We start from the raw sequence: 25,731 nt of genomic DNA on the forward strand, positions 1-25,731 counted from the left end.
GGCGTAGGAGCGATGACAAAACGAATCGCTCTGGTAAGCATTTTTCCGGAAATGTTTGCCGCATTGACCGAGTATGGCGTCAGTGGACGGGCTGTGAAAGATGGCCTTTTAGAAGTTCGCTGTTGGAATCCTCGGGACTTTACCAGTGACAGGCACCGGACTGTGGACGATCGCCCTTACGGCGGCGGACCGGGAATGGTGATGTTAGCTGAGCCCCTTTACCAGGCTCTCGAGGTTGCTCGAGCTTGGGCTGGTGAAGATGGTGAATCTGTACGCAGTATCTACATGTCTCCCCAGGGTCGACAGCTCGATCAGGGTGGAGTGGAGCAGCTGTCTGCAGCTGGCAACCTGGTGTTGTTGGCGGGGCGCTACGAAGGTGTGGATGAGCGTATCGTCGAATCTATGATCGACGAGGAGTGGTCCATTGGTGACTATGTCCTCAGCGGTGGCGAACTGGCTGCTATGGTGATGGTGGATGCTATTACCCGCTTGATTCCCGGCGCACTTGGACACAACCAATCGGCGGTTGAGGACTCTTTCTCCTCTGGCCTGCTGGACTGCCCACACTACACCCGACCGGAACAATATCGGGGAGTAGCGGTACCGGAAGTTTTGCTTTCTGGCAACCATGAAAAAATACGCCGCTGGCGCCTGAAACAGGCATTGGCGCGCACGCAACAGCGACGCCCGGACTTATTGCAAGGGTTGGAGCTGAGCGATGAGCAGAAGTTGTTGTTGGATGAGATCCAGCGGGAACAGAAGCTCGAAGAAAATTGAGGCCGAATTCGCCGGGAGGCGCGAGTAGTTCGGTGAACTAGCTGAGAAGCTACACAATCTGTATTTGGGAGCGATCCAAATGACTAACAAAATTATCCAGCAGCTGGAGCAGGAACAGCTGAAGAGCGAAGTACCTCCCTTCGCACCGGGCGACACTGTAATCGTTCAGGTAAAAGTAAAAGAGGGCAACCGTGAGCGTCTGCAGGCGTTCGAAGGCGTGGTTATCGGTAAGCGCAACCGTGGTCTGAACTCCTCCTTCACCGTGCGTAAAATTTCCCACGGTGTTGGTGTTGAGCGTACTTTCCAGACTCACAGCCCGATGGTTGACAGCCTCAAGGTTAAGCGTCGCGGTGACGTGCGTCAGGCCAAGCTGTACTACCTCCGCAGCCTGACTGGTAAAGCTGCACGTATCAAAGAGAAGCTCAACTAAGCTCTCCTTGATCGCAGAAAAAGGCCGAAGCGTACGCTTCGGCCTTTTTTGTATGTGGGTTACGAGCAGCATATTTGGTGTCCCTCATTGGGTCTGCTTGCCTTAACTGACATAAATGGACACGGGCTTCCCCTGGCGCGGGGGTACAGTCAATTTCGCTAAAGCGCTCACGTCTTGCGGTGTTTTGCGTAGTCCAAGGTGACTGGATATGTTAAAACGTGCCAATTAGGTTCGCAGCGGCAAAGAGCTGCCATACTGGCTGGAACTGAAGGCCGATGATTAAGTCGAAGCCCAATGAGAATTTAAGGAGCAATTGGTAATGACGCTTATCAAGAAGCCGCTGGCAATCGCTGGCGCGCTACTCAGTCTGGTGGGCTCTGCAGCGTTGGCAGAAGTCGATACCAACGTTGTAAAAACCATCAAGACACGCCTTGAGGCGAGTAATCCCAAAGCAACCTATGGAGAGGTGCGGGAGAGTCCAATTGAGGGGCTTTACGAAGTGGATGTCGATGATGGCAACACGACCCTGTTCGTCTCTGCTGATGGTAATCACTTTGTTTACGGCGATCTCTATCAGGTGAAGGCTGGCGGTGTTGCCAACCTTTCCGAGCAGCGTAGAGCGACGCGCCGCGCTGCGGTTATGGGCGCCCTTGATACAGAAGATATGATTGTCTTCTCCCCGAAAGGTGAAACCAAGGCAAGCGTTTATGTATTTACCGATGTGGACTGCGGTTACTGCCGCAAGCTGCACCAGGATGTGCCCGAGCTGAACAAGCGCGGAATCGAAGTGCGCTACCTGGCGTTCCCACGCGGTGGTCTTAACTCCCTGGGATATCGCAAACTGGCAACTGCATGGTGTGCGGAAGACAGCAACAAGACGCTGACTGCACTTAAGAACCGTGAAAACGTGCCTTTGGATGTCTGTAAGGCAAACCCCGTGGCAGCTCAATACAAGTTGGGCAACGAGGCTATCGATGTGCGCGGTACGCCGACTATCGTGATGGAAGATGGTCGGGTTGTTCCCGGTTACTTACCACCGGATCGCCTGCTTAAAGAGCTGGGAATTTAAGCCCGGCTGATAGCTAAAAAAACCGGCAGCCGAGAGGCCGCCGGTTTTTGTTTTTAAGCAGGGTTTTTAATTTCTACTTTTCTCGGCTGGGTCATATTCTCCGGCGCGAGGATATCGTTCAGTTCCTCCTCACTCAGTAACCCCTCATCAAGGATTAACTGCTTCACACTGGCACCGGTAATTAGTGCCTGCTTGGCGATGCGGGTGGCATTTTCATAGCCAATAAACGGGTTTACCGCAGTAATCAGGCCGATGCTGTTCTCAACCAGTTGCAGGCAGTGCTCTTCGTTGGCAGTGATGCCGCTCACACAACGATCCGCAAGCGTGGTCATGGCTTGGGTCATCAGGCGCATGGACTGTAGCAGGTTAAAGGCGATTACTGGCTCCATTACATTGAGCTGCAACTGGCCGGATTCAGCAGCCAGGGTAATCGTGAGGTCGTTGCCGATCACCTGGTAGGCAACCTGGTTAACCACTTCGGGAATAACCGGGTTGACCTTGCCGGGCATAATGGATGAGCCGGGTTGCATCGGCGGCAGGTTAATTTCATTGAGGCCAGCGCGAGGGCCGCTGGAAATCAGGCGTAAATCGCTGCAAATTTTCGAGATCTTAACGGCGATGCGTTTCATGACGCCGGAGAACATCACGAAGGCGCCCATGTCGGAGGTGGCTTCCACCAGGTTTTCTGCGCAGATAAAATCGATGCCGGAAATTTCTGACAGCGCGTTAACAACCAGCTGGCGATATTCCGGGTCGGTATTAATGCCGGTGCCGATCGCGGTACCACCCATATTGATCTCTTTGAATAGGGCGACCAGCTCCTTAACTCTGTCGACATCTTCGCGCACAGTGGCGGCGAAGGCGGCAAACTCCTGGCCCAGGGTCATAGGTACCGCATCTTGGAGTTGGGTGCGCCCCATTTTAATTACTGAGGCAAACTCTTTGGCCTTCTTGTCGAACTCAACGCACAAGCTCTCCATGGACTGAACCAGGTCGCTGTAGCTGAGCAGAATGGCCAGGTTTATCGAGGTTGGATAAACATCATTGGTAGATTGCGACAGGTTTACATTGTTGTTGGGGTGTACTTTTTTGTACTCGGCTTTGTTGTGACCGAGTAATTCCAGCGCGCGGTTGGCAATCACCTCATTGGCATTCATATTGGTAGAAGTGCCGGCGCCGCCCTGAATCATATCTACCAAAAATTGATCGTGCAGTTTGCCATCGATAATCTCGTCACAGGCAGTGGCAATGGCATCTTGCAGTTTGGGTTCCAGGTAGCCGAGCTGTCCATTGGCGCTGGCTGCAGCTTTTTTTACCATCGCCAGTGCTTTTACTAGGTTGGGGAAGTGATTCAGGGTAATTCCGGTAATCTGGAAATTTTCCAAAGCGCGCAAAGTTTGAATGCCAAAATAGACATCGGCCGGTACTTCGCGCTCACCCAATAAGTCTTTCTCCAAGCGGGTTTCTGCACCTGCACTAAAAACCGGCATTGGTTTGAGTGTGTGGAAATCGTTGGTCATCAGTTTCTCTTCTCTTCATCGTATGGGTCTGTGTGGGGTGGGGTAATATCTCCACCTCCCGCAAGCCTCGTGTTGGGGTAATTTAGTAATTAATTGGGAAGTATTTTTAGAGTGGTGTCGCAAAGAAACTCTGCGGCCCCTCTGTAGAGGTTGCGCGAATATTCTCGCGGATGTTTTTGTTTATCTCTTCGGACTCAGGACCAAAAACACCACATAATTTCAGTGCATTTTTTATGCTGATGTTGTGACCGAGAGATTCGAGAACTACTTTTGTGCAGACGGGCTCACGCCTGTCACTGGCGGATGCTCCCAGCTTTAATCCGGATAGATAGCTGACTCGGCTTTTATAAGTAGGGTATAAAATAGTTTGTGCGATTTCATTGTGAGTCAGTGATTCATAGCCAACCAGAAAAATACGATCGGCAAGAAAGAGCAGCATGCCTTTATAGCGGGATTTATACCACTCATCCCTGTCCGGGTAGCGCATTCGTTCGAAGCGCTGAAAATAATACCCATCACCATCCGACTCAATATGCAGCAGGCTGCGAATAATATGGTCGGAGAAGGTCATGGAGTAGTGGTACTCGAAATAGAAGCCTAAATATTTATCGGCCCGCCCCTGGGACTCCCGCATCAGAATATCAATATCGCGATTGTAGGGCCTGGCGGGGAGGCTGTCGGAGACGGGCGCGTTGCGTACGCGAACAATTTGGCTGAATTGCTCGTGGGGCATCACGATTTCATGGGGCTCTACGCCAAAAAAATGACATATCTTTCCCAGGGTATACTGGGAGGGTTGAGTGTTACCGTTGAGATATTTATTGAACTGGGCACGGTTCACCCCAATTCGCCGGCACACCTCGGCTATGGATGGGTAGAAGCTGCACAGAAGGCGGAGGTTTTGCGAAAAATCGTTGCTCATCGGTATTTTGCTTCTGGATAGAGGTTATCCCTTCAACCCCTGTTACTCACTCGGTCCTTTTTTAAAGTCGAAGCCATATGGCTTCGCCAATAGTTCCAGTTTCTATCAGTTGGGGTGGTTGCACTCACCGCACAGCGGGCGCTGTAATAGGGTTTTAATTTCCGTATCGGAATGGCCCATTGCCAACAGGTGGTTGAGCTTTACAAAACAGGCTTCGCTGGTCATATCCAGACCACCTATAACACCGGCATCAAGCAGTGCGGAGCCCGCAGCGTATTTACCCAGATCCACCTGGTGCTCCAAACACTGGGACACTGCTACACAAATAGTGCCGAGCTTTGAAGCCTTCTCAAGCTGCTCAGTAAACGCACTGTCGTCAGTCGGCGCATTGCCGGTGCCGTATGTTTCAATAATCAGGCCCTTGGGGCGGCTCTCTAAAATTTTCTCAATCAGTGAGGGAGATATACCGGGAAATAGTTTCAGTAAAATCACTCCGCCATTGGCATTGGTGGGAATCTGAAACTGCGGTTCACCGGTGGGCACCAGCAGGGCGTTGTGGTCGATATTGACCTGGATACCCACTTCCCCGAGACAGGGGTAATTGGGGCTGCTAAAAGCATCCAGTGAGCCAGAGCTGACCTTTACTGCACGGTTGCCACGTAGAAGTTTGCCGTTGAAGTAGAGGCAGACCTCCCTGATATCGTCGGAGCCGCTTAATAATAGCGCCGCAATTAAGTTGTTATAGGCGTCGCTACGCATCTCCCGCAAGGGAATCTGGGAACCGGTGACGACCACGGGCTTTTCTATGCCTTGCAGGGCAAAGGACAGTGCTGAGGCGGTGTAGGCCATGGTGTCGGTGCCGTGCAACACCAAAAAGCCTGAGTACTGGCTATAGTTGTCGCGTATCAGGCTGGCAATGTGATACCAGTCCTTTGGTCGCATATTGGCGCTATCCAGCAGTGGGTCGAGTGCCTGGAAATCGTATTGTGGAAGTTGGCCGATAACATCTTGTAAGAGGCGGCCCAGTGCGCCTTCCAGGTCGGCGTCAGGCACATAGCCCGATTCGCTTCGGCGCATTCCCAGGGTTCCGCCTGTATAAAGGATTAGGGTTTTCTTCATTACTCGACCACTATCTGAGTCCGGATTCAGTACGCCCCTATTTTGTGCAAAGGCGCGGTGGATGCAATTTCGCAGGTTGCTGTTACCTGATGCTAGTAGATGCTTCTATAGCATCTACTGAGGACGCTGTTGGTTTCAAGAGGTGATTTTGGGTGACAGAAGTTTCGACTCTACTCTAGCTGGAAGCGGTGCCTTTGTGGCGCAATTATATTGACTTTTTTACGTTCCGCTCGGTAAGGTTGATGATCTTTTGTCAATTTTATTTGCATTTATTGCGCGGCTTCCTGTGGTGGCACTTTCTATGTAATCGGGGTAGATCCCGATCTGGTTCGCTGCCCTTATAGTTGCGCGGAGGAACATTGTGAGCGCAACAGTGGAAGAGACTGCGGAGGCGGAGGCTCAGGTGGTTGTAAAAAAGGCACCCCGTGCCGTGCGGATCGGTATCTGTGGCTTGGGTACTGTCGGCAGTGGAACGGTGAATGTATTGGCGCGCAATGGGCGGGAAATTGCAGCCCGTTGTGGTCGCGCCCTGGTCATTGAGCAAATAGGTGCGCGCCGCGATAACGCACACTGTGATACCGGCCAGATAAACGTTACCCGGGAAATTTTCGATGTCGCCAATAATCCCAACGTGGATATTTTGGTGGAGCTTATCGGTGGTACTACGGTAGCCAAGGAGCTGGTGCGCACAGCGATTGAAAATGGCAAGCATATTGTCACCGCCAACAAGGCGTTGATTGCCGAACACGGCAACGAGCTGTTTGAGCTGGCCACAAAGCACAACGTCACCATTGCCTATGAGGCGGCAGTAGCCGGCGGTATTCCTATTATTAAGTCCCTGCGCGAAGGATTGGTGGGCAACCAGGTGCAGTGGCTCGCCGGAATCATTAATGGCACCGGCAATTACATCCTCACTGAGATGCGGGAGAAAGGGCGCAGTTTCGATGAAGCTCTGGCCCAAGCCCAAGCTTTAGGATATGCGGAAGCGGACCCCACTTTTGATGTGGAAGGTATCGATGCTGCTCACAAGCTGGTGATTATGGCTTCCCTGGCATTTGCTATGCCGCTCGCTTTTGACAAGGTGTACACCGAAGGCATCAGCCGGATCTGTAGTGAAGATATTCGCTACGCCGATGAGCTGGGATACCGTATCAAGCATCTGGGGATTGCGCGTCGCACTGACAAGGGCGTGGAGTTGCGGGTGCACCCGACTTTAATCCCCCAGCGCCGCCTGATCGCCAACGTAAACGGCGTTATGAATGCGGTGCTGGTCAGCGGCGATGCTGTGGGACCAACCCTGTATTACGGCGCTGGTGCGGGCGATGAAGCCACGGCATCGGCAGTGATCGCCGATCTTGTTGATGTGGCCCGCACTCTTGAGGCCAAGCCGGAGCACAGAGTGCCGGCAGCGGGTGTCGCCCTTGCGAACCAAGGGGGAACCCAGGTTCTGCCGGAAGAAGATGTTATTACCAGTTATTACCTGCGTATCGCCGCCCACGACAAGCCCGGTGTTATGTCTCAGGTGGCCACCATTTGCAGTGATCAGGGCATCAGCATCGAGGCTCTGATCCAGCACGAACCGGTTGAAGGTGAAGCACTTGTCCCGGTGGTGATTTTGACCAGTCGAGCTGATGAAGCCAGCCTCCGCCAAGCGGTTGCACAAATAGAGGCTTTGGAAACGGTCGAAGGTGAAGTCGTCAGGATTCGTGTCGAGAGCCTCGGATAAACCCCGCGGGCGCCGAGTGACATAACCCCGGGCTCGGTGCTCCAATCAATTAACTCCCCAGCCAGCGATAAGAGCCAAGAAATACTGTGAAATTTGTCAGCACACGCGGCAGCGCGCCGTCTCTCTCCTTCGCCGATACCGTACTAACAGGCCTTGCCAGCGATGGAGGCCTCTATGTTCCCGAGAATTTGCCGAAGTTTTCTCGCGAGGAAATTGCCTCTATGGCGGGGCTTGATTACGAGCAGCTGGCCTTTCGCATTATCCAGCCGTTTGTGGGGGATGATCTCAGTGATGAAGAGCTGGGCGGTATTATCGGACGCTCCTACAAGCACTTCCGCCACAAGGCTATTGCCCCGCTGGTGCAGACGGACACCAATGAGTGGGTGCTCGAGTTGTTTCACGGGCCCACCCTGGCATTCAAAGATTTTGCCTTGCAGTTCCTCGGTCAACTCTTTGATCACCTACTGAAAAAGCGCGGTGAAAGAGTGGTGGTTATGGGAGCAACTTCTGGGGATACCGGTTCGGCCGCGATCGAAGGTTGCCGCCACTGCGACAATATCGATATTTTTATTCTGCACCCCCATAACCGTGTGTCTGAAGTCCAGCGACGCCAGATGACCACAGTGCAGTCGGACAACGTATTTAATATCGCTCTCGAAGGTAATTTTGACGATTGCCAGAATATGGTGAAAGCGAGTTTTGCCGATCAATCATTCCTGCCCGATGGACGCCGCCTGGTAGCGGTTAATTCCATTAACTGGGCGCGGATTATGGCGCAGATCGTCTATTACTTTTATGCCGCCCTGCGCCTGGGGGCGCCGGATAAAACCGTTAATTTCTCCGTACCCACCGGTAATTTTGGCGATATTTTTGCCGGATACCTGGCGAGGCAGATGGGATTGCCTATCGACCAATTGGTAATTGCGACCAATGCCAACGATATTCTGCATCGCTGCATCAGCGGCAATGACCACACTCCCAAACCACTGGTGCACAGCTTGTCTCCCAGTATGGATATTATGGTGTCGAGCAACTTTGAGCGATTGCTGTTTGATCTCTACGGTCGCGATGGTGCGACGGTTGCTGAATTGCTCGCGGATCGCAGTCAGCCCATGCATTTGAGTGAATCGGCCCTGGGCAAAGCGAGAGAAGTTTTCTCCTCCAGTCGGGTGGATGACAAGCGCACGGTTGAAGTGATTGGTGAGACCTTCAGCTCCTGCGAATATCTACTTGATCCGCATACAGCTATCGGGGTTGAAGCCGCACGACAGGTACGTCACTCTACCGAACAGCCCATGGTTTGCTTATCTACCGCACACCCGGCAAAATTCCCCGATGCCGTGGCCCAGGCCCTGCCAGAAAAAGAGATTCCCCTGCCGAGTCATATGCAGGATCTCTGGCAGCGGGAGGAGCGCTTCAAGGTATTGCCCAATAACTTGTCCCAAGTACACGACTATATGGCGACGATGCTGTCAGAAGGCAGTTAATCGGCACACTGTCGTGCAATAAGCGGCAACCGATTAGCTATTAGTTTGCTGAGAAATACATTGAGTACAAAAATTCAGCGACGGCCAGTGGATTTGTCTACTGGCCGTTTTGCTTCTGAAACACCAAAAATATTGCAGCGTGTCCTGTTGGGGCGGGGGATTGTCAGCGAAGAAGCGTTGGATCACAGCCTCTCTCAATTACAGAGCCCGCAGAGTATGCGAGGGCTGGAGGCTGCCGTTTCCTTGCTGGTGGATGCTATCCACGGGCAAAAGAAAATCCTTATCGTGGGGGATTTCGATGCGGATGGAGCCACCAGTAGCACCTTGGGGGTGTTGGCCCTGGGTGCAATGGGCGCGCCGGGAGTGGAGTACCTGGTGCCGAATCGCTTTGACTTCGGCTACGGGCTGACTCCAGAAATTGTCGAGGTAGCCAAAGATTATCAGCCCGATCTGCTGATCACCGTAGATAACGGTATTAGCAGTATCGAGGGCGTGGCAGCGGCAAAAGCTGCTGGTATGAAAGTGATTGTGACGGATCACCACCTGCCCGGCAGTGAGCTGCCGCAGGCGGATGCCATCGTAAACCCGAACCAGCCGGACTGTGACTTTCCCAGCAAGAACCTGGCCGGAGTGGGGGTGATCTTTTATCTGCTCAGTCGTTTGCGTACGGCCCTACAGCAGAGTGGGTGGTTTGAGCAGAGCGGTATTGCCCCGCCCAATATGGCCGAATACCTGGATTTGGTCGCCTTGGGTACTGTGGCCGATCTGGTCCCGCTGGATCACAACAACCGGATTCTGGTTCACCAGGGCATCGCCCGTATCCGCGCCGGCCGCTGCCGGCCCGGTATTGCCGCCCTGATGGAGGTTGCCGGGCGCGACCAGCGCAGGCTCTCCACCACAGATATTGGTTTTATTTTGGGGCCGCGTATTAATGCGGCTGGCCGTCTCGACGATATCGGCACCGGTATCCGCTGCCTGCTCACCCGCGATCCCAGTGAAGCGCGGGAGCTGGCCGGCGAGCTGGACGCCCTGAACCGGGATCGCAAAGCGATCGAGCAGGGGATGCAGAGGGAAGCAATGGCGGCCCTGGATGAGTTGCGCCTGGAGGGCGAAATTCCCTGGAGTTTGTGTCTGTACGATGCCAACTGGCATCAAGGTGTGGTGGGTATTTTGGCCAGCCGCATCAAAGAGAAATTCCATCGCCCGGTGATCGCATTTGCTGAGGGTGATAACGGCCTGGTGAAGGGCTCTGCGCGTTCGATTCCAGGGCTGCATATTCGCGATGCCCTGAGTGACGTAGCTGCCGCTCATCCGGACCTGATCAGCAAGTTCGGTGGCCACGCTATGGCGGCGGGGCTGAGCTTACCCCAGGAAAACCTGGAGGCTTTCCGCAAGGCTTTTGAGCAGGTGGTGCGCAACCGCCTGAATGAAAACCAGCTGCACGCGGTTATCGACTCTGACGGTGAGTTGGAATCTGGGGATTACACTTTGCACACGGCAGCCATGTTGCGCGCTTGCGCGCCCTGGGGACAGGCGTTTCCAGAGCCGGTATTCGACGGTGAATTCCTGTTGCTGCAACAGCGCATTGTCGGCGAGCGCCATTTAAAAATGGTGGTGGCGCCGCCTCAGGCGCCGCAATTAGCGCTGGATGCTATTGCTTTTAATGTGGACACCGAGCAGTGGCCGCAGCCCACGGAAAGAGTGCGCTTGGCTTTTAAGCTCGATGTTAATGAATTTCGCGGGCGGGAATCCCTGCAATTAATGGTGAGCCTGTTAGAAGCGGTATAGGGCCCACTTTGTATTTGGCTGTTGGGAAAAACACGGAGTTTTTTGCAGCAGCTCCCAAGTTGTTTGGAAGTAAAAAGTAGTGAAACGTAAACAAGTCCAGGCCGAAGTCCTACTGTTATTAGCCGCTCTCTTCTGGGGCGTTGCCTTTGTGCCGCAAAAGATTGCCATGGCGGATATTGAGCCGCTGGCATTTAACGCATGGCGTTTTATTCTCGGCGGTTTAATCCTGATCCCTATCGTTTACTGGTTGTCCTCCCGTCGCGATGCCCAGCCCGGTGAAGCCGAAGGGCAATCGGTGAATCACACCTGGCGCGCCTGCCTGCCCGGTGGCGCACTGTTGGGTTTTTGGCTGTTTCTAGGCGCGGCACTGCAACAGGTGAGCCTGCTGTATACCACTGCCGGCCGCGCTGGATTTATTACCGGTTTTTATTTACTGCTGGTGCCGGTGATCGGTTTGTCCCTGGGGCATAAAACCAATCGCTGGACCTGGATGGGAATTGGTCTCGCTTTGTTCGGTCTCTATTGGTTGGCGGACTTCAGTGAAGAATCCCAGCTGGTGGGCGACTTAATGGTATTTGCCAGCGCCTTTGTTTTTGCCATTCAGGTATTGACGGCAGATCGATTGGTAAAACGCTACGATGCCCTGAGGCTGGCCTGTATCCAGTTCCTGGTGTGTGGCCTTTTGTCCGCCGTAGCTTCGCTATTTACCGAAGAGGCGACACTGCAATCGGCGATCGATGCGGCTTGGCCTATCGCCTATATGATGATTTTCTCCACGGCACTGGCGTTTACTTTCCAACTCTTGGCCCAACGCTACGCCGCGCCTTCTCACGCTACCGTAATTATGAGCCTGGAGGCAGTTTTCGCCCTGGCGGCGGGCTGGCTATTCCTCAATGAAATGCTCAATACCACGGAGTTAATTGGCTGTGGTTTGATGCTGGCGGGGATGCTGGTCAGTCATTACGGCAACCATAGCGGTACTCACCACTAGGAATATCAATGGAATTATCGACACTGGCACTCTTTGTTCCCGCAAGCTTCTTTGCCTCGGTCACACCGGGGCTCTGCATGATGCTATCGCTCAGTCTGGGAATTACCCTGGGCGTGCGCCAGACTCTGTGGATGATGGTGGGGGAGTTGATCGGTGTTGCGTCGGTGGCGATTACCTCTGCACTTGGTGCTGCGGTATTGATGGTTCAGTATCCGACTTTATTTCAGCTGCTCAAATACTGCGGGGCCGCCTATTTGGCCTGGATAGGCGTGCAGATGTGGCGCTCCCGGGGGCAGCTGGCTCTGATGGATCAGGGTGATACGGTCGACGCTAGCCGACCATCGCGAAGAGCGCTGGCACTACAGGGTTTTGTTACAGCTGTGGCTAACCCCAAGGGCTGGGCGTTTTTTATTGCGTTATTACCGCCATTTATTAACGATACCAAACCTCTGATACCCCAGCTTTCAGTCTTGCTGGCGATATTGCTGCTTTTGGAGGCGTTGTGCCTGCTGATTTATGCCAGTGGCGGCCAGGCCCTGAGTCGATTGTTGGAGCGGTCTGAAAATGTGCGTTTGGTTAATCGGATTTCTGGTACTTTGATGCTATCGGTGGGAGCCTGGTTGGCGTTATCCTGACACGGCTATTTATCGCTTTATGGAGGATGTTCTGTGTTGAAAAAACGGTTGTCATTCTTATGGGTATCGGCCCTGATTATCTCAGTGGCGGCTTGCGGCCAGTCGAGGGAGGAGAAAGCGATGGAGAACGAGGTTGAGAACACACCCGGCGCGGCGGAGCCCGAAGTCGCACCCACGCCTCCTGCAGCGACTATGAGGCCAGGGGAAATGGTGTGGATTTACCGCGGCAGTGGCAGCAAGCAGTGTGAAGGGGGTGGTATGACTCTTCAGCAGAGTCAGGCCAAGTTGAGTGACAATGGGGTGAAGGTGCAGGAGTCCCGCTGTGGAGTCCGCACCGACAGGATGTTCCCCGCCGTATGTGGCGCACCCACAGGAGATATCCTGATGCACTTGGTCGGTATGGATGCCCTGGATGCCTCAATTGAGCTGGGATATAGCCCCGCGGAGAAAGTGCAGTATCAGTTTGCTGCCTGTCGGGACAACAGTGCCTGAGTTGAAACCTTAAGTGGGGTAATCGTGAATATTTCCCAGGCCGCAGAGAATTCGGGGCTCAGTGCAAAAGCCCTGCGGCACTACGAAAATATTGGCCTGGTGGTGCCCGGCCGCTCTGCTAATGGCTATCGGGATTACTCCACTGCCGATGTTGAAACCCTCTGCTTCGTGCGCCGCGCGCGGGCCTGTGGCTTTACCACTGAGGAGGTCCGGGCGCTGCTGGGGTTGCGGGATAACCCGGAGCGCCACAGCCGCGAGACCAAAGACCTGGTCAATCACAAGCTCGGGCAGCTCGAAGAGCAGTTGCAGACCCTGCTGGGGATGCGCGCAACCTTGCGGGCCTTTGCCGATAGCTGCGCCGGCAATGAGTCCCCGGACTGCGCAATTCTGGAAAAGCTCTCGGGACAGACCGCCTAGTAGAGGATTTGCCGCCATATCAGCCCCTATCTGACTGGAAGGACCCCCGCGCGCTGCGGTAGAATGCGCGCCGCTTTTTATTTTGTCCGGACACCGAAAGTTCATGGAAATCAATCCCCTCATCAATCAATTAAAAGACCTCGAAGAGCGCACCGACGTTCTTAGGGGGTATCTTTGACTACGCCAGCAAGAAAGAACGCCTTACCGAAGTAGAGCTGGAGCTGGCCGAGCCGAGCGTTTGGGACGACCCCAGCCGCGCACAGGAACTGGGGCGCGAGCGCTCCTCCCTGGAAACGGTGGTTAATACCATCGAAAACCTCGACTCCGGCATCGCCGATTGCCGCGAACTGTTGGAAATGGCCGTCGAGGAAAATGATGAGGACTCCGTAGGGGAGGTCTCCACTGAGATCGAAGGTCTCCAGCAGCAGCTGGGGATTCTGGAATTCCGCCGTATGTTCTCCGGCGAGAACGACGAGAACAACGCCTATCTGGATATCCAGGCCGGCTCCGGCGGTACCGAGGCCCAGGACTGGGCGGAAATGATCCTGCGTATGTACCTGCGCTGGGGTGAAGCCCACGGCTTCAAGACCACCCTGGAAGAGGTCTCCGCAGGGGAAGTTGCCGGTATCAAGAGTGCCACTGTGCATTTCGCCGGCGACCACGCTTTCGGCTGGTTGCGCACGGAAACCGGCGTACACCGCCTGGTGCGCAAATCGCCGTTTGATTCCGGCAACCGCCGTCACACTTCTTTTAGCTCGGTATTTGTATCACCGGAGATCGATGACAATATCGAGATTGAAATCGACAAATCCCAGGTGCGTGAGGATACCTACCGCGCGTCCGGCGCCGGTGGTCAGCACGTGAACAAAACCGATTCTGCGGTGCGTTTGACCCACACAGAATCCGGTATCGTCGTGCAGTGCCAGAGCGAGCGCTCCCAGCACCAGAACCGCGATAAAGCCTGGAAAATGCTGCGCGCAAAAATGTACGAGCAGGAAATGCTCAAGCGCAATGCAGAGAAGCAGGCCATGGAAGACAGCAAGGCCGACATCGGTTGGGGCAGCCAGATTCGCTCCTACGTGTTGGACGACCAGCGTATCAAGGACCTGCGCACCAATGTCCAGACCAGCAACTGCCAGGCAGTACTGGACGGAGACCTGGACCAATTTATCGAAGCCAGCCTCAAAGCCGGCCTCTGATTTAAAGTCTCCACTCTCACCGCGCCCCTCGTCGATGAGGGGCAATATCAATCACAAAACTGATAGATCACCATGACTGATATCCAGCAAGACGAAAACAAACTGATCGCCGAGCGCCGCACCAAGCTTTCCGCTCTGCGCGAGAAGGGCAATGCTTTCCCCAACAGTTTTCGCCGCGAGAACCTCGCTGCCGACCTGCAAGCTGAGTTCGGCGATAAACAGAAAGAGGAGCTGGAAGAACTGGGTAAACGGGCGTGCGTAGCAGGGCGAATCCTGGCTAAACGCGGACCCTTTATGGTGATCCAGGATGTGTCTGACCGCATCCAGCTATACGCCGATAAAGCGGCACAGAAAGATATTAAAGAGCGCTTCGGTGCCTGGGATATCGGCGATATCGTCGGCGTAAAAGGCACACTGCACAAATCCGGCAAGGGCGATCTCTACGTCAACTGTGAAGAGTACAGCCTGCTGACCAAAGCGCTGCGCCCGCTGCCGGAAAAATTCCACGGCATTGCCGATCAGGAAATGCGTTATCGCCAGCGCTACGTGGACCTGATCGCCACGCCGGAAGCCCGCGAAGTGTTCCGCGTGCGCTCCAAGGTGATCGAGTACATCCGCGATTTCCTCAACGCCCAGCAGTTTATGGAAGTGGAAACGCCCATGCTGCAAGTTATTCCCGGCGGTGCCAGCGCGCGTCCGTTCGTTACCCACCACAATGCGCTGGATATCGATATGTACCTGCGTATTGCCCCGGAGCTGTACTTGAAGCGTCTGGTTGTGGGTGGTTTTGAGCGGGTTTACGAGATCAACCGCAACTTCCGCAACGAGGGTCTGTCCACGCGCCACAACCCCGAATTCACCATGCTTGAGTTCTACCAGGCGTACGCGGACTACAACGACCTGATGGACCTCACCGAGAAGATGCTGCGCGGTATCTGTGAAGATGTACTGGGCTCCACCACTGTGGAATACCAGGACAGCAGCTACGACTTCTCCAAGCCGTTCGCGCGTTTGTCTGTGTTCGACTCCATCCTGCACTACAACCCGGAACTCACTGCGGCCGATATCGACAATATCGAATCCGCCCGCGCGGTAGCCGAGAAGCTGGAAATCCCGCTGAAAGATAGCTGGGGCCTGGGTAAGGTACAGATCGAGATCTTCGAGAAGACTGTAGAGCACCGTCTCGACCAGCCGACCTTTATCACTGAGTACCCAACCGAAGTGTCTCCGTTGGCTCGCCGTAACGATGACAATCCGTTTGTTACCGACCGCTTTGAATTCTTCGTTGGCGGCCGCGAGATTGCCAATGGATTCTCCGAGTTGAACGACGCGGAAGATCAGGCTGAACGCTTCAAAGCCCAGGTTGCGGAGAAAGATGCCGGTGACGACGAAGCCATGCACTACGACGCCGACTATATCCGCGCGCTGGAATACGGCCTGCCGCCCACCGCTGGTGAGGGCATCGGTATCGACCGTCTGGTAATGCTGTTTACCAACTCTCCGTCGATTCGCGACGTACTGCTGTTCCCGCATATGCGCCCTGAAGCGAACGACTAATCGCTTCTCACTGCCGGGTAGTTTTACCTGCCCGGCAGTATTTCCTCCCCCTATGCCGCAGATTTCCTCACTCTGAAACTTCCCTCAGCTCTATCTATCCTTATTCATTGGTGCTCTATCGGGCCTCGAATGATTTGGAGCGGTTGCTGCTATGAAACAGGGACAGGCGAAAGAGAAAAGCGCAAGGCAAATATTGGCGCTAACGCTCTGTAGCTTTATCTCCTGTACCGCCGCTGCGCAAAGTTCGGAGCCTGCACCGGCTGCCAGCCTAACTTCCAAAGAGCCTGATGACTGGCGCTTCCTTGCCACTCCCTATCTTTTCCTCCCGCTTCGCACTAAAGGGACTTCCACTGTCGCTGACACCAGTGTCGATATTGATCTGGATTTAAGCAAAACCCTGGAGCTCCTCAACGCTGCATTTTCTGTACGTCTGGAAGCCTGGAAAGGGCGCTTTGGGGTAGTGGCGGATCTCTACTATGTGCACCTCAGACTGGACAAGGGAGCAACCATCACCCCGCCGCGAAACCCACAGCTGGATATCGATGTAGATATTGATGTGGAAGTGGATGCTCGCCAGGGCTGGATAAATGCCCTAGCCGGTTACCGGATTTTGGAAGGGAACCTGGCTAATAGTGGGCGAAAGTACTTCGTTGATGTGGGAGCGGGTTTGCGCTGGAACCGATTAAAGCAGGAAGTGAAAGCACGAGCGGGAATTAATATAGGCCCCAGACCCGAGTTCAGGAATCGCCTCGGAGGCAAACAGAGTTGGTGGGAACCTACACTATCTGCGCGAGGTGCAATCGGAATTACTGAATGCCTAACCATTGCTGTACGCACGGAATTGGGAGGCTTTGGCGCTGGGGGTGATGACTTACAGTGGAATCTACTAGCCGGATTCGACTGGCGCGCCTGGAAGACAACCTCGCTGCGTTTTGGGTATCAGTATTACAGTATTGATTATTCCGATCGACTCTCTGATGGGCGTTTTGCTTATGATATTACTCAACATGGGCCGTATATAGCGGCGACTTGGCGGTGGTAGTTGAGCGAGTTCTATTTTTGATTAAAGCGTGTGGGGTCGCTCAATGATCTTCTTAGTGACCGTTATTTATGAAGAGGCTAAGATTTTTAGAGTAATAATCTTAAAATCAAATAGTTGGTTATCTATCTGCAACATTTGATAGTGGTTATATTGATCATACTTTTTTATTTGGTTCGATGGTCTCGTTTATGTACATCTAATTGAAATGATAGTGAAAGGTAAATGTGAGCAGTTGATTTACATTTGAAATAGTAGTCAAGATAATAGTGGTTTGAGGGCTAACATATAAATAAAATGCACAATCATGACAAATAAAATCAAACGAAAATTACATATTGGAAATAGCATTTATTTCTGGGTAGCTAATCAAGAGAATCTTTTTTTGTATCCATACAAGGAATTCCATATTCGAGTACATCTCGCTAGAAACACCAAATCTCTATTGTATATAGATGCTAGTAGTTGGTACTTTACTCTGTCACCAAAGTCTGTAAGAGAGGCTGTAGAATTTGCATTGAGTTCAGGTTGGGAGCCAAAAGTTGCAGGCAAAACAATGTATGTTTCAATTAATGAGAGTGGGTACTACACCTTGCCGCAGGGGCTAAAATATGACTTTGAGCGACAAGGTAATAGTGCATTGCAAGCTTAGGTGCAGCGATGGCTTTTCCGTTTCGTCTTAGTATTCACTACAAACCTACATGAGCTGTGGGCGTTATGATATCTAGTATGAAAATAATAATTTATATTCTTTTCGCTATTATAATTTCGGGTTGCTATCCAATCAATAAAACAATTCAGCCTAGGGCTGAGATGGTGGTAATCAACGAGGTTGGAAACCCTGTCAGTGATGCTGTTGTCACCTTAATTGCTGGAGCTTATCCGTACGGTGAAGAGCGTACTCGTATGAGTATAAAGACTGATTACTCTGGTAAGGCTGAGTTTCCCATAATTAAAGATTGGAGAATTGAATCGTTGATGATTCATGGGGCAGAACATTACTTTTGGAGCTGGTGCGTATATAAAGAAGGTTTCCTTACCTATGAAGTTGGTAATGGTGGATCAGGCGAATTCACTCCGAATGCGCATATCATTTTAGAAGCAGGTGTCGCAACACCGTGCTCAAGTATATTAGAACAGTGGGAGACTGTGGATAGCTCATAATAAAAAAATACCCGATGTAAGAGTCGTGGCTACACTTTTTCGTGGGTGCACAGGATGTTTTCTGATAAAAGGAATTGTAGATTGAAAAATATATTTATTTTACTAGTGATGACTTCACTTAATGCTTGTGCTACTCCAAAAATTGAGAGTGAAAGTACAATTTTTGCATTTGTTGGAGAGCAAATTTACTTCTATGAGTTCCAGCCCAGTATTGATGGCGATTTTGTTCTTATGGATCTAGCTTTCAAAGCAAAGTACAGAGTTATTGAAAAAGTACACGGTGACTATGCCTCAAATGTGATATCGTTTGAAGCTTATGACCATTACGGAACACCAGAATTCTCAAAATATAAATATGTCCTTCTCTTTGTTTCTGAGCATAATGGGGAGATATACCATGAGAAATATCAATTCTTTGATGTTTATAAGACTAGATCAGGGCTCTGGGCTTATTGTGGCACTCCTTTTGAGTATGAGGAATATGAAATAGAACCCAAACCGCTAGAAAATATCGATTTCTACCCAGAAATTGAATACAGCACTATCATGTACAATGAAACTTTTGCTAAGAGGGAGTTTCCAGAGCCAGTTTTTGAGCATCGAAATGGTAAAGCCATTTGTCGGCAAGGCGTATACCTTGATGAATTATTTCGAATTAAAGAAGAGACTGTATTAAAGTCTCGAGGTTATTTCGATTAAAATAAATAGTAATGCAATTTAAGTAAAGGGCCCAAAATGTCTGGGCTTCTACAAGAATCGCCCGCTCTGACTTTTTATCGAGATGTTAAATGACTATGCGTGACTATCTTATTCTTCTCTGTAGCATTGTATTGGCGGGGCTCGGATTTCTCCTACCCCAAGATCAGCTGTTTATGGCTGTTAGGCAAGATGGTGAACTATTCCGTCCACTTTCATCTGGTGGTGATGATCCCACACTAATCAAGATCGCTCTTGGTTCTTATATAGCCAGTGCATTCTTTGCAATCATTAGTTTATATGTCCGTAAAATTAGGCGGTTTATTTTTCCACTTTATCTGGTAAATAGTGGTTTTTACATTTTACTTATGGCATTTGTATCTATAGATTCAGGTGTAATCATAGCTGCAAAGCACGGTAACTGGCTGCCTGTTGGGCAGCTAATTCTTTGGTTGCTCTTTTTGTTAGTTATAATTTGGGTGTCACTTAAAAGGTCAATTCAGTCGAACTCTAAGGCATCGGCTAATTGAAGTATTGGGGATGAATAAATTATCCGGGATCTTCAAAAATATGAAAATTGATAAAAGTGATGCTCGAAAAAGAGCCGATGAAATTAAGCCTTATCGCTGTAAAAATCTGATAGCTGTTCTCGAGTGCCCAATGGATATTAAGAATATTGGAACAGTCATTAGAAACGTCAATGCGTTGGGCGTTGAAAAAACGTATATTGTTGATCCACGTAACCTAATACCCGATGACTGGCAGGAAATGAGAGAAAGGAAATCACTCTCAAAACCGTCTGTCTCTGCGATCAAATGGAGCTTCGTCAAGCGTTTTGATAGTACCGAGGAATGTCTGGCTCATTTGGCGAAAAACAGATTTATCTCGATTGTCACCTCTCCCCATGTAAAAGGAAAAGACAACTTTATATTGCATGAGGCTGATTATACTCAGCCAAAACTGGCTGTTTGGTTTGGCAACGAATCTAGAGGTATAAGTGATCTTGCAGTCGAGAATAGCGCTTTCTGCGTATCCATTCCAATGTTTGGAATGATTGAAAGCCTGAACCTCGGAACAACTTCTGGAATTGTATTATATGAAGTTACTAAGCAGCGCCGCGAGTACCAGGAAAAGTACAAGAGAGCAAACCGTAGCGACTAATAAAGTGATGAAATTGACGTCCTATTTGTGTGTTTTTTGCACGATGGCTGCATTCTTTTCCTCAAATAGATAAAGAAACTTTCCCCATTGAATAGGCGCCTACCTTTCGGTCGCAATTACTCTTGGGTAACTCATAAAGCAAGCAAAAATTATTTCGTCTTTAAAGTTACCCTCAAAACGAGAAAGTCAAAATTACTTTAATATGAGCAGGATAGAGTTTAAGGAGCTAACTCAAGTGAATCGAGACGAGCTGTTAGCTGTACTCAATGAGGATTCACTTAGGGAGCACTTAATTAAACATGAATACTTTGATGACCAAAGCCTTAATGAGTGGATCAAGTTTAAGTTAGAAGTAGATTCCCTGACTGGGTGCCGTGTTCGACTAATTTACATCGGTGGAGTATTAGCTGGGTGGTGTGGTCTTCAACCTGACGATAGCGGTTTTGAGATGGCTGTTGTCATATCCCAACAGTTTTGGGGTTCTGGGCTCTCGGTATTCAAAACAATGATCGGTTGGGCTAAGGAATTGGGGCATAAGGAAATAGTGTGTCATTTGCTTGACAGTAGGCCGGAATACAGAGCTTTGAAAAGAATATCCAAAACAGTACATAAAGCTGAGCTGTTGGGCCGATGTTTTACGACATACTGTATCGAACTTGATAAATATGTACAGAGTAAATTAAAGCTGATCGGTGAATCGTTTCTTTCTTGTTACATGAAAAAATAAGCTATGACTTGGATCTTGGTTTCAGATATTTTTGGTCGTACAAAAGCGTTAGAGCGATTTGCAGCTGATCTTCCTGGTAGTGTAGAGATAGTTGATCCGTATAATTCAGAATTGATGAATTTTGATTGTGAGGTTGAGGCGTATTCATATTTTACATCAAAGGTTGGGCTCGATAAATACGTTGAAAAATTATCAGAGAGAATCGGCGCATCATTTGGTCATGTGAGTTTAGTAGGTTTTAGTATTGGTGCATCGGCCATATGGAGGTTATCTGATCATCAGGTTTGAGTAATGTTTCAGGGGCAATTTTATTTTATAGTTCACAAATTCGCCATTACGCCAAAATTGATCCTATATTTCCTACGCACTTGATATTCCCGGCGATGGAGCCTCATTTTTCTGTATTAGAGGTCATGCAGACGTTGAAGCAGAAAGAGCAAGTGGAGGTCCATCATTCCACTTACCTTCATGGCTTTATGAACCCCGGGGCGCTAGAACAGCTTACGGCTAAGGGTGTTAGCGTACATCTCAATACCCGGCTAGTTAAGGAAGGTGCAATTTACCGTTCTATGAATACTCAAGAAACTTTCAAGGCAGACTTGGTTTATGAATGTGTAGGTATGTCGCCAAATACCGAGTTTCTAAAAACAGAATTACCCGGAGTGTTAGATAAGATGGGATTAATTAAAGTGGACGAATATATGCGGGTTAGAGGTTATTCTAACCTTTATGCGATAGATGATTGCTCTACTATGGATGAAAATAAGCACGGCTATATAGCAAACGTTCAAGGAGGCATTTTAGCGAGCGTTATCATTAATCAAGCCAAAGGTAAAAGGTTAAGCCTTATAAAACACCTAGTTATGCCATTGTTACGCCGACCGGTACAGAGACAGGTGTAGCTCAAATGCCCTTGAGAATCAATTAAGAGGTAGTCTAGAGCTAATCATACCTGCTAGATGCGTATGAGGCGGCATAGGGGGTGTTACTGCCATTAATAGTAGTTTATTTACGTAGGTAGGTTCCCCCGTCTGAGTTGATCACAGAAAACCAGATGGTCTTTTCTTCTTAATTTGCGGTATTGCGTATTTACTTTCTTCAACGTAATGTTTGTGCCGAAAGTATGAGAATGTAAGAAGTGAGCTCCAGCTCGTATGAGTTTCTACTAGGTGCCCGTAAGGGCTGGCGAAGGCCCAAGCTTATGGATGGATCCTTTCGTGTGATGAATATTTTTCATAGGCTGCAATCTCAATGGGAAATTGAGCATAGGTAGGAGGTCTGTATGTTTATAGGAGAGGTGTCAAGAAGGACGAATCTCACTGTAAAGGCGATAAGATTTTATGAGGAAAAAGGCCTCATTGCCGTTCCTAAAAGGCAGGGCAGATATAGAGTCTATACGGCAGAAGATGTTGAAATTCTTACTTTGATCTCAGAAGCTAAAGCACTTGGGGTGACTTTGGCTGAGTTAAAGGATGTTATTCGGTACCATAATGGAGAGGTTGATTGGGCTCGAATCAGTGTCTTTCTGAAGAAAGTAAAAAGAAAAATTGAGGCTGAATTGGAATCACTTTCTAATAAAGCTGAAAAGGTTGATCAATGTATTGCGTCTATAGATTCCTGTCATAAAAGCCTTGACCCTCCCCTTAAGGGGAGACGGTAGACTTTTCATCGTGTTTTTAAGCAATAGTATGACGAGATGAAAAATATCCTACTTTTAAATGGCAATCCAAAGAAGAACAGTTTTGTTAAGCAGTTGAGCGATGTCTATGAGTCTGAAGCAAAGAGACAGGCTAATGTTCGTCGATATAACCTGTCGGAAATGGACTTCAATTCGAATTTAGAGTTTGGGTACGATGATTATCAAGTATTGGAGGATTGTCTATCTGAATTTCAAGAGACTCTTAAATGGGCACAGCATATTGTTGTGGTGTCGCCTATTTGGTGGGGCGGATTGCCAGGAAAGCTCAAAGGCTTGATTGATCGATCTTTTCTTCCCGGAATTACCTTTAAATTTGAGAGTGGTAGTGCAGAACCCATACAGCTTCTTAAAGGCAAAACATCAAGAATAATTTTGACAATGGATGCCCCTATAGAATATTTAGAAGAACAAGCAAAGCCAGTATTAGAGCAGCTTGATCGATTTACTCTTCAATATTGCGGCTTCTCGAAAGCAGAGGTTAATTTATTTGGTTCAATGATTATGTCTGATAAGAATCAACAGGGTTCCTGGTTGAAAGCTGTTAAGGAACTTGGTGCTAGCTGTATATAACCTAGAACAAATCAATCTATGTTAATTACGACTTCCTAACGACAATCAATACGCTTGACGATATCTTATCTTCAATCGGTAGAGATCTAAGAAAGTGTATTTCAGGCAATGTATCTAATTGAGCTGCACTTTCTACCAGATTGATTTCTATCTGGTAGAAAGTGCAACAGCCATTGGGGCTATAGTATCGCTCATTCTTAATCCCGCAGGATGAAAATTGATCATTCGGTTGGTGTTAGAAAATAGTACTCGCTACTCAGTTGTTTAAACCATCATCTATTTCTTTTGAGCAAATTTGTAGATTTACTTACGCCGAATAGATGAATATCTGAGGCGTATTTATGTAGGTTTAAGATCGTCGTGTTCCGATAATTCTCTCTGCAATTGGGGGCCCGGTGTGGATTGGTAATACGAAATGAGCCGTAAGGTCAGTATATATGGAAGACAAAAGGGAGCTGTGGATCTTCGCTGTAGAGCCACTTTTGAGCATATTTCATACAATTAGCCGGCGGATCACACCTCTTCCCACAAGAATCAGGCAAAATTCATATGGACGTCAGGTGTTATAAAGCCTGAATAGATACATTGATTGCTTATTACTTCATATTTAAGCAAGGATATGTCATGAGGAACCTTTGTATTTCAATGGCTCTACTCTCACTGCTAGCCCTGGGTGTTAACAGTTATAGTCAGGATACACAGACAGCTCTTGAAGGGCCCTATCTTGGGCAGAAACCTCCTGGGTTAACTCCAAAGTTATTCGCTCCTAATCCCTCGAAAGAGTATCGGGATTGGGGTGGCTACTTCACGCCTGATATGCAGGAGTACTACGTTACAAGAAGATATCACCAAAGTGGCGAGTCTTCGAAAGTTGTATTCAAGCTTGAGGGTAATCGTTGGTATGAATCGGAAGTGGCCTGGGGTGGCTCTATCTCACCTGATGGTCAAACAATGTATTCTAGAAATCGATATAGAGAACGCACTGACAATGGTTGGTCAGAACCTAAAAGCCTGGGGCCACTATTTGAAGACTTTCGTATCATGCGCCTTACGGCTTCTGCAAAAGGAACCTTTGTATTTGATGAAGTAGGTTCAAATGGAGATGGTATTCTTCGCTATTCGCGTCTGTTAGATGGTAAGCGTGAAGCGCCAAAACCTTTTGGAGAGCAGATAAATACAGGCAAGTGGACTGCTCATCCGTTTATTGCCCCTGATGAGTCCTACATTATCTGGGATAGTGAAAGAGAGGGTGGATATGGTGATAGCGATATGTACATAAGCTTTCGTCAACAAGATGGCTCATGGGGTGCGGCTATTAACTTCGGTGATAAGATCAATACAGAGGGGGAAGATGGTGGTGGATATGTAACACCTGATGGGAAATATCTTTTTTACTGTCGGCGTTGTACTCCTCCGAATTTTGAAATAATGTGGGTAGATGCGGAGTTTATTGAGGCCCTTAGGCCTAAATAAAATTTACACTAAGCTACGCCTAGATCTCTGTATCTATCATCATGTTGCTAAATTTAAATTCTTTGATGATATTTCCAGTCTCCACGACTTAGAGTCCTGGTTGATTCCGCAGCAACCTGTTAAGTTGTATAGAATCCTTTCACCAAGTATGAAAGTGAGTACCACACTAAGTGTGCTGTCGCTGACTTTTATAAATTACTCAACTCAGCCTCTATTAGCCATTAACTATCGAAAACTTGAATCAATGTTGAGAGAAATAAGGTTAGATTAAGGCTTGTGCAAATAGATATGCGCACCACAAAAGCCTGTTCTTTCTGATAACATTTTATCTATTTGGAGCGGAAGTTCAGCCTGAGACATTTATTGTAGAACAGATAGCTAATACCGGAGTTAAAATTAGCTGGAGGGATTGTTCAGTGCGAATAGATGCTCTTTTGGGGCTCTATGATCGGTTAAAATCTATACAAGGTGGTGTAGATGTCTCAGATATGTGGGCTTTGTATCTTTATATTACTAAAAAGGAGTGTCTTTTTGACTAAAGGTGAATGCAATTGTGGAGAGATAGCTTATGAGATACAAGAATCCCTCACAGATTTATATATGTGCCACTGTTCAATCTGTCGTCGTTCCACAGGGAGTGGCGCTATTACTGTAGCTATTGTGCCTACTGAGAAGTTTAGTTGGGTTAAAGGTAAGGAGAACCTTAAGTATTGGTCTAAGCCCGGGCATGATTGGCATACAAATTTTTGCGCTACTTGCGGTTCGACTCTGCCCGGAGATAATGATTCTTTAAATACTTACATTCCTGCAGGAAGCTTGGTAGATGGTAACGAGAATCTAAAAGTGGTTCATCATTTATGGGTTGACTCAAAGGCCTCTTGGGAAGTAATAGGTGACGCCGGGAAGCAGCATCCCAAGGGGTTTGGGTCTTAATTTATTTAACGTCCTGGTTTATTGCGCTTTATATTTTTACTCATTATTACGTGTGTAGTGACAGGGAGATTAATTTTGGAGTGAGTTTTGTCTCTGGATCTTGAGAATACAAGGCATTTTTAGGTGTATTATCTCGGCTG

General features: G+C 49.3%; 28 protein-coding genes. 25 read left to right on the plus strand and 3 right to left on the minus strand.

What is annotated here, in order from left to right:
* The first annotated feature begins 12 nt into the window (after window positions 1–12).
* The 3 genes from trmD (at window position 13) to ACJJI3_RS00525 (ending at window position 2,276) form a co-directional block, all read left to right on the plus strand.
* Window positions 13–777: a tRNA (guanosine(37)-N1)-methyltransferase TrmD gene (gene trmD, locus ACJJI3_RS00515; RefSeq protein WP_444941115.1), complete on the plus strand. Its 765-nt coding sequence runs from the start codon at window positions 13–15 to the stop codon at window positions 775–777.
* Window positions 778–850: 73 nt separating this feature from the next.
* Window positions 851–1,207: a 50S ribosomal protein L19 gene (gene rplS, locus ACJJI3_RS00520; protein WP_282934563.1), complete on the plus strand. Its 357-nt coding sequence runs from the start codon at window positions 851–853 to the stop codon at window positions 1,205–1,207.
* A gap of 319 nt (window positions 1,208–1,526) precedes the next feature.
* Window positions 1,527–2,276, plus strand: a complete 750-nt coding sequence (locus tag ACJJI3_RS00525) for a DsbC family protein (RefSeq protein WP_444941116.1) — start codon at window positions 1,527–1,529, stop codon at window positions 2,274–2,276.
* Window positions 2,277–2,329: 53 nt separating this feature from the next.
* Here ACJJI3_RS00525 and aspA read toward each other — a convergent pair whose 3' ends face one another.
* The 3 genes from aspA to ACJJI3_RS00540 form a co-directional block, all read right to left on the minus strand.
* Window positions 2,330–3,796: an aspartate ammonia-lyase gene (gene aspA, locus ACJJI3_RS00530; RefSeq protein WP_444941117.1), complete on the minus strand. Its 1,467-nt coding sequence runs from the start codon at window positions 3,794–3,796 to the stop codon at window positions 2,330–2,332.
* A 106-nt stretch (window positions 3,797–3,902) separates the two neighbouring features.
* Complete coding sequence (locus ACJJI3_RS00535) at window positions 3,903–4,718, minus strand: helix-turn-helix domain-containing protein (protein ID WP_444941118.1); 816 nt, start codon at window positions 4,716–4,718, stop codon at window positions 3,903–3,905.
* A gap of 105 nt (window positions 4,719–4,823) precedes the next feature.
* Window positions 4,824–5,837, minus strand: a complete 1,014-nt coding sequence (locus tag ACJJI3_RS00540) for an asparaginase (protein WP_444914359.1) — start codon at window positions 5,835–5,837, stop codon at window positions 4,824–4,826.
* A gap of 403 nt (window positions 5,838–6,240) precedes the next feature.
* On the opposite strand from ACJJI3_RS00540, the gene ACJJI3_RS00545 reads away from it, so the two are divergent.
* From ACJJI3_RS00545 to ACJJI3_RS00650, 22 genes are all read left to right on the plus strand, one after another.
* A complete protein-coding gene (locus tag ACJJI3_RS00545; RefSeq protein ID WP_444919295.1) occupies window positions 6,241–7,563 on the plus strand; it encodes a homoserine dehydrogenase in 1,323 nt (440 codons plus the stop codon).
* Between the two features lie 86 nt (window positions 7,564–7,649).
* Window positions 7,650–9,050, plus strand: coding sequence for a threonine synthase (thrC, locus tag ACJJI3_RS00550; protein WP_444941119.1), 1,401 nt, complete (start codon window positions 7,650–7,652; stop codon window positions 9,048–9,050).
* A gap of 60 nt (window positions 9,051–9,110) precedes the next feature.
* Entirely contained in the window at window positions 9,111–10,838 is a 1,728-nt protein-coding gene (gene recJ / locus ACJJI3_RS00555; RefSeq protein ID WP_444941120.1) for a single-stranded-DNA-specific exonuclease RecJ, read from the plus strand.
* A 79-nt stretch (window positions 10,839–10,917) separates the two neighbouring features.
* Window positions 10,918–11,829, plus strand: a complete 912-nt coding sequence (locus tag ACJJI3_RS00560) for a DMT family transporter (protein ID WP_444893194.1) — start codon at window positions 10,918–10,920, stop codon at window positions 11,827–11,829.
* Between the two features lie 8 nt (window positions 11,830–11,837).
* Window positions 11,838–12,464, plus strand: a complete 627-nt coding sequence (locus ACJJI3_RS00565) for a LysE family translocator (RefSeq protein WP_444941121.1) — start codon at window positions 11,838–11,840, stop codon at window positions 12,462–12,464.
* Between the two features lie 33 nt (window positions 12,465–12,497).
* On the plus strand, window positions 12,498–12,956 hold the full coding sequence (locus ACJJI3_RS00570) for a hypothetical protein (protein WP_444941122.1): 459 nt from the start codon (window positions 12,498–12,500) through the stop codon (window positions 12,954–12,956).
* Between the two features lie 24 nt (window positions 12,957–12,980).
* Window positions 12,981–13,373, plus strand: coding sequence for a MerR family transcriptional regulator (locus ACJJI3_RS00575; protein WP_444893197.1), 393 nt, complete (start codon window positions 12,981–12,983; stop codon window positions 13,371–13,373).
* Between the two features lie 103 nt (window positions 13,374–13,476).
* Window positions 13,477–14,572 (plus strand): peptide chain release factor 2 gene (gene prfB, locus ACJJI3_RS00580; protein ID WP_413662795.1). Its coding sequence is split into 2 segments (ribosomal slippage): window positions 13,477–13,548 and window positions 13,550–14,572, totalling 1,095 coding nucleotides; the frame shifts between segments, so codons are not numbered across the junction.
* A gap of 72 nt (window positions 14,573–14,644) precedes the next feature.
* Window positions 14,645–16,129: a lysine--tRNA ligase gene (lysS, locus tag ACJJI3_RS00585; RefSeq protein ID WP_108733981.1), complete on the plus strand. Its 1,485-nt coding sequence runs from the start codon at window positions 14,645–14,647 to the stop codon at window positions 16,127–16,129.
* Between the two features lie 151 nt (window positions 16,130–16,280).
* On the plus strand, window positions 16,281–17,171 hold the full coding sequence (locus ACJJI3_RS00590; protein WP_444941123.1) for a hypothetical protein: 891 nt from the start codon (window positions 16,281–16,283) through the stop codon (window positions 17,169–17,171).
* Between the two features lie 304 nt (window positions 17,172–17,475).
* Window positions 17,476–17,820, plus strand: a complete 345-nt coding sequence (locus tag ACJJI3_RS00595; protein ID WP_413662792.1) for a hypothetical protein — start codon at window positions 17,476–17,478, stop codon at window positions 17,818–17,820.
* A 77-nt stretch (window positions 17,821–17,897) separates the two neighbouring features.
* Window positions 17,898–18,332, plus strand: coding sequence for a hypothetical protein (locus ACJJI3_RS00600; protein WP_444941124.1), 435 nt, complete (start codon window positions 17,898–17,900; stop codon window positions 18,330–18,332).
* A gap of 81 nt (window positions 18,333–18,413) precedes the next feature.
* Complete coding sequence (locus ACJJI3_RS00605) at window positions 18,414–19,031, plus strand: hypothetical protein (protein ID WP_444941125.1); 618 nt, start codon at window positions 18,414–18,416, stop codon at window positions 19,029–19,031.
* Window positions 19,032–19,120: 89 nt separating this feature from the next.
* The gene (locus ACJJI3_RS00610) at window positions 19,121–19,558 is read left to right on the plus strand and encodes a hypothetical protein (protein WP_444941126.1); all 438 of its coding nucleotides are present in this window, start codon (window positions 19,121–19,123) and stop codon (window positions 19,556–19,558) included.
* 10 nt (window positions 19,559–19,568) lie between these two features.
* Window positions 19,569–20,189, plus strand: coding sequence for a TrmH family RNA methyltransferase (locus tag ACJJI3_RS00615; protein WP_444941127.1), 621 nt, complete (start codon window positions 19,569–19,571; stop codon window positions 20,187–20,189).
* 235 nt (window positions 20,190–20,424) lie between these two features.
* Complete coding sequence (locus ACJJI3_RS00620) at window positions 20,425–20,916, plus strand: GNAT family N-acetyltransferase (protein ID WP_444941128.1); 492 nt, start codon at window positions 20,425–20,427, stop codon at window positions 20,914–20,916.
* Window positions 20,917–20,919: 3 nt separating this feature from the next.
* On the plus strand, window positions 20,920–21,204 hold the full coding sequence (locus tag ACJJI3_RS00625) for a hypothetical protein (RefSeq protein WP_444941129.1): 285 nt from the start codon (window positions 20,920–20,922) through the stop codon (window positions 21,202–21,204).
* Window positions 21,201–21,818: an FAD-dependent oxidoreductase gene (locus ACJJI3_RS00630; RefSeq protein ID WP_444941130.1), complete on the plus strand. Its 618-nt coding sequence runs from the start codon at window positions 21,201–21,203 to the stop codon at window positions 21,816–21,818. Before ACJJI3_RS00625 ends, ACJJI3_RS00630 begins: the two co-directional genes overlap by 4 nt.
* A gap of 380 nt (window positions 21,819–22,198) precedes the next feature.
* Window positions 22,199–22,576, plus strand: coding sequence for a MerR family transcriptional regulator (locus ACJJI3_RS00635; protein WP_444907669.1), 378 nt, complete (start codon window positions 22,199–22,201; stop codon window positions 22,574–22,576).
* 36 nt (window positions 22,577–22,612) lie between these two features.
* On the plus strand, window positions 22,613–23,185 hold the full coding sequence (locus ACJJI3_RS00640; RefSeq protein WP_444893205.1) for an NAD(P)H-dependent oxidoreductase: 573 nt from the start codon (window positions 22,613–22,615) through the stop codon (window positions 23,183–23,185).
* A gap of 624 nt (window positions 23,186–23,809) precedes the next feature.
* Entirely contained in the window at window positions 23,810–24,658 is an 849-nt protein-coding gene (locus ACJJI3_RS00645) for a TolB-like translocation protein (protein ID WP_444941131.1), read from the plus strand.
* A gap of 531 nt (window positions 24,659–25,189) precedes the next feature.
* Window positions 25,190–25,591 carry a GFA family protein gene (locus ACJJI3_RS00650; RefSeq protein ID WP_444941132.1) on the plus strand — a complete coding sequence of 134 codons (402 nt, stop codon included), beginning with the start codon at window positions 25,190–25,192 and terminating at the stop codon, window positions 25,589–25,591.
* The last annotated feature ends 140 nt before the right edge of the window (window positions 25,592–25,731 follow it).

Source organism: Microbulbifer maximicatervae (SeqCode) (genome assembly GCF_052466985.1).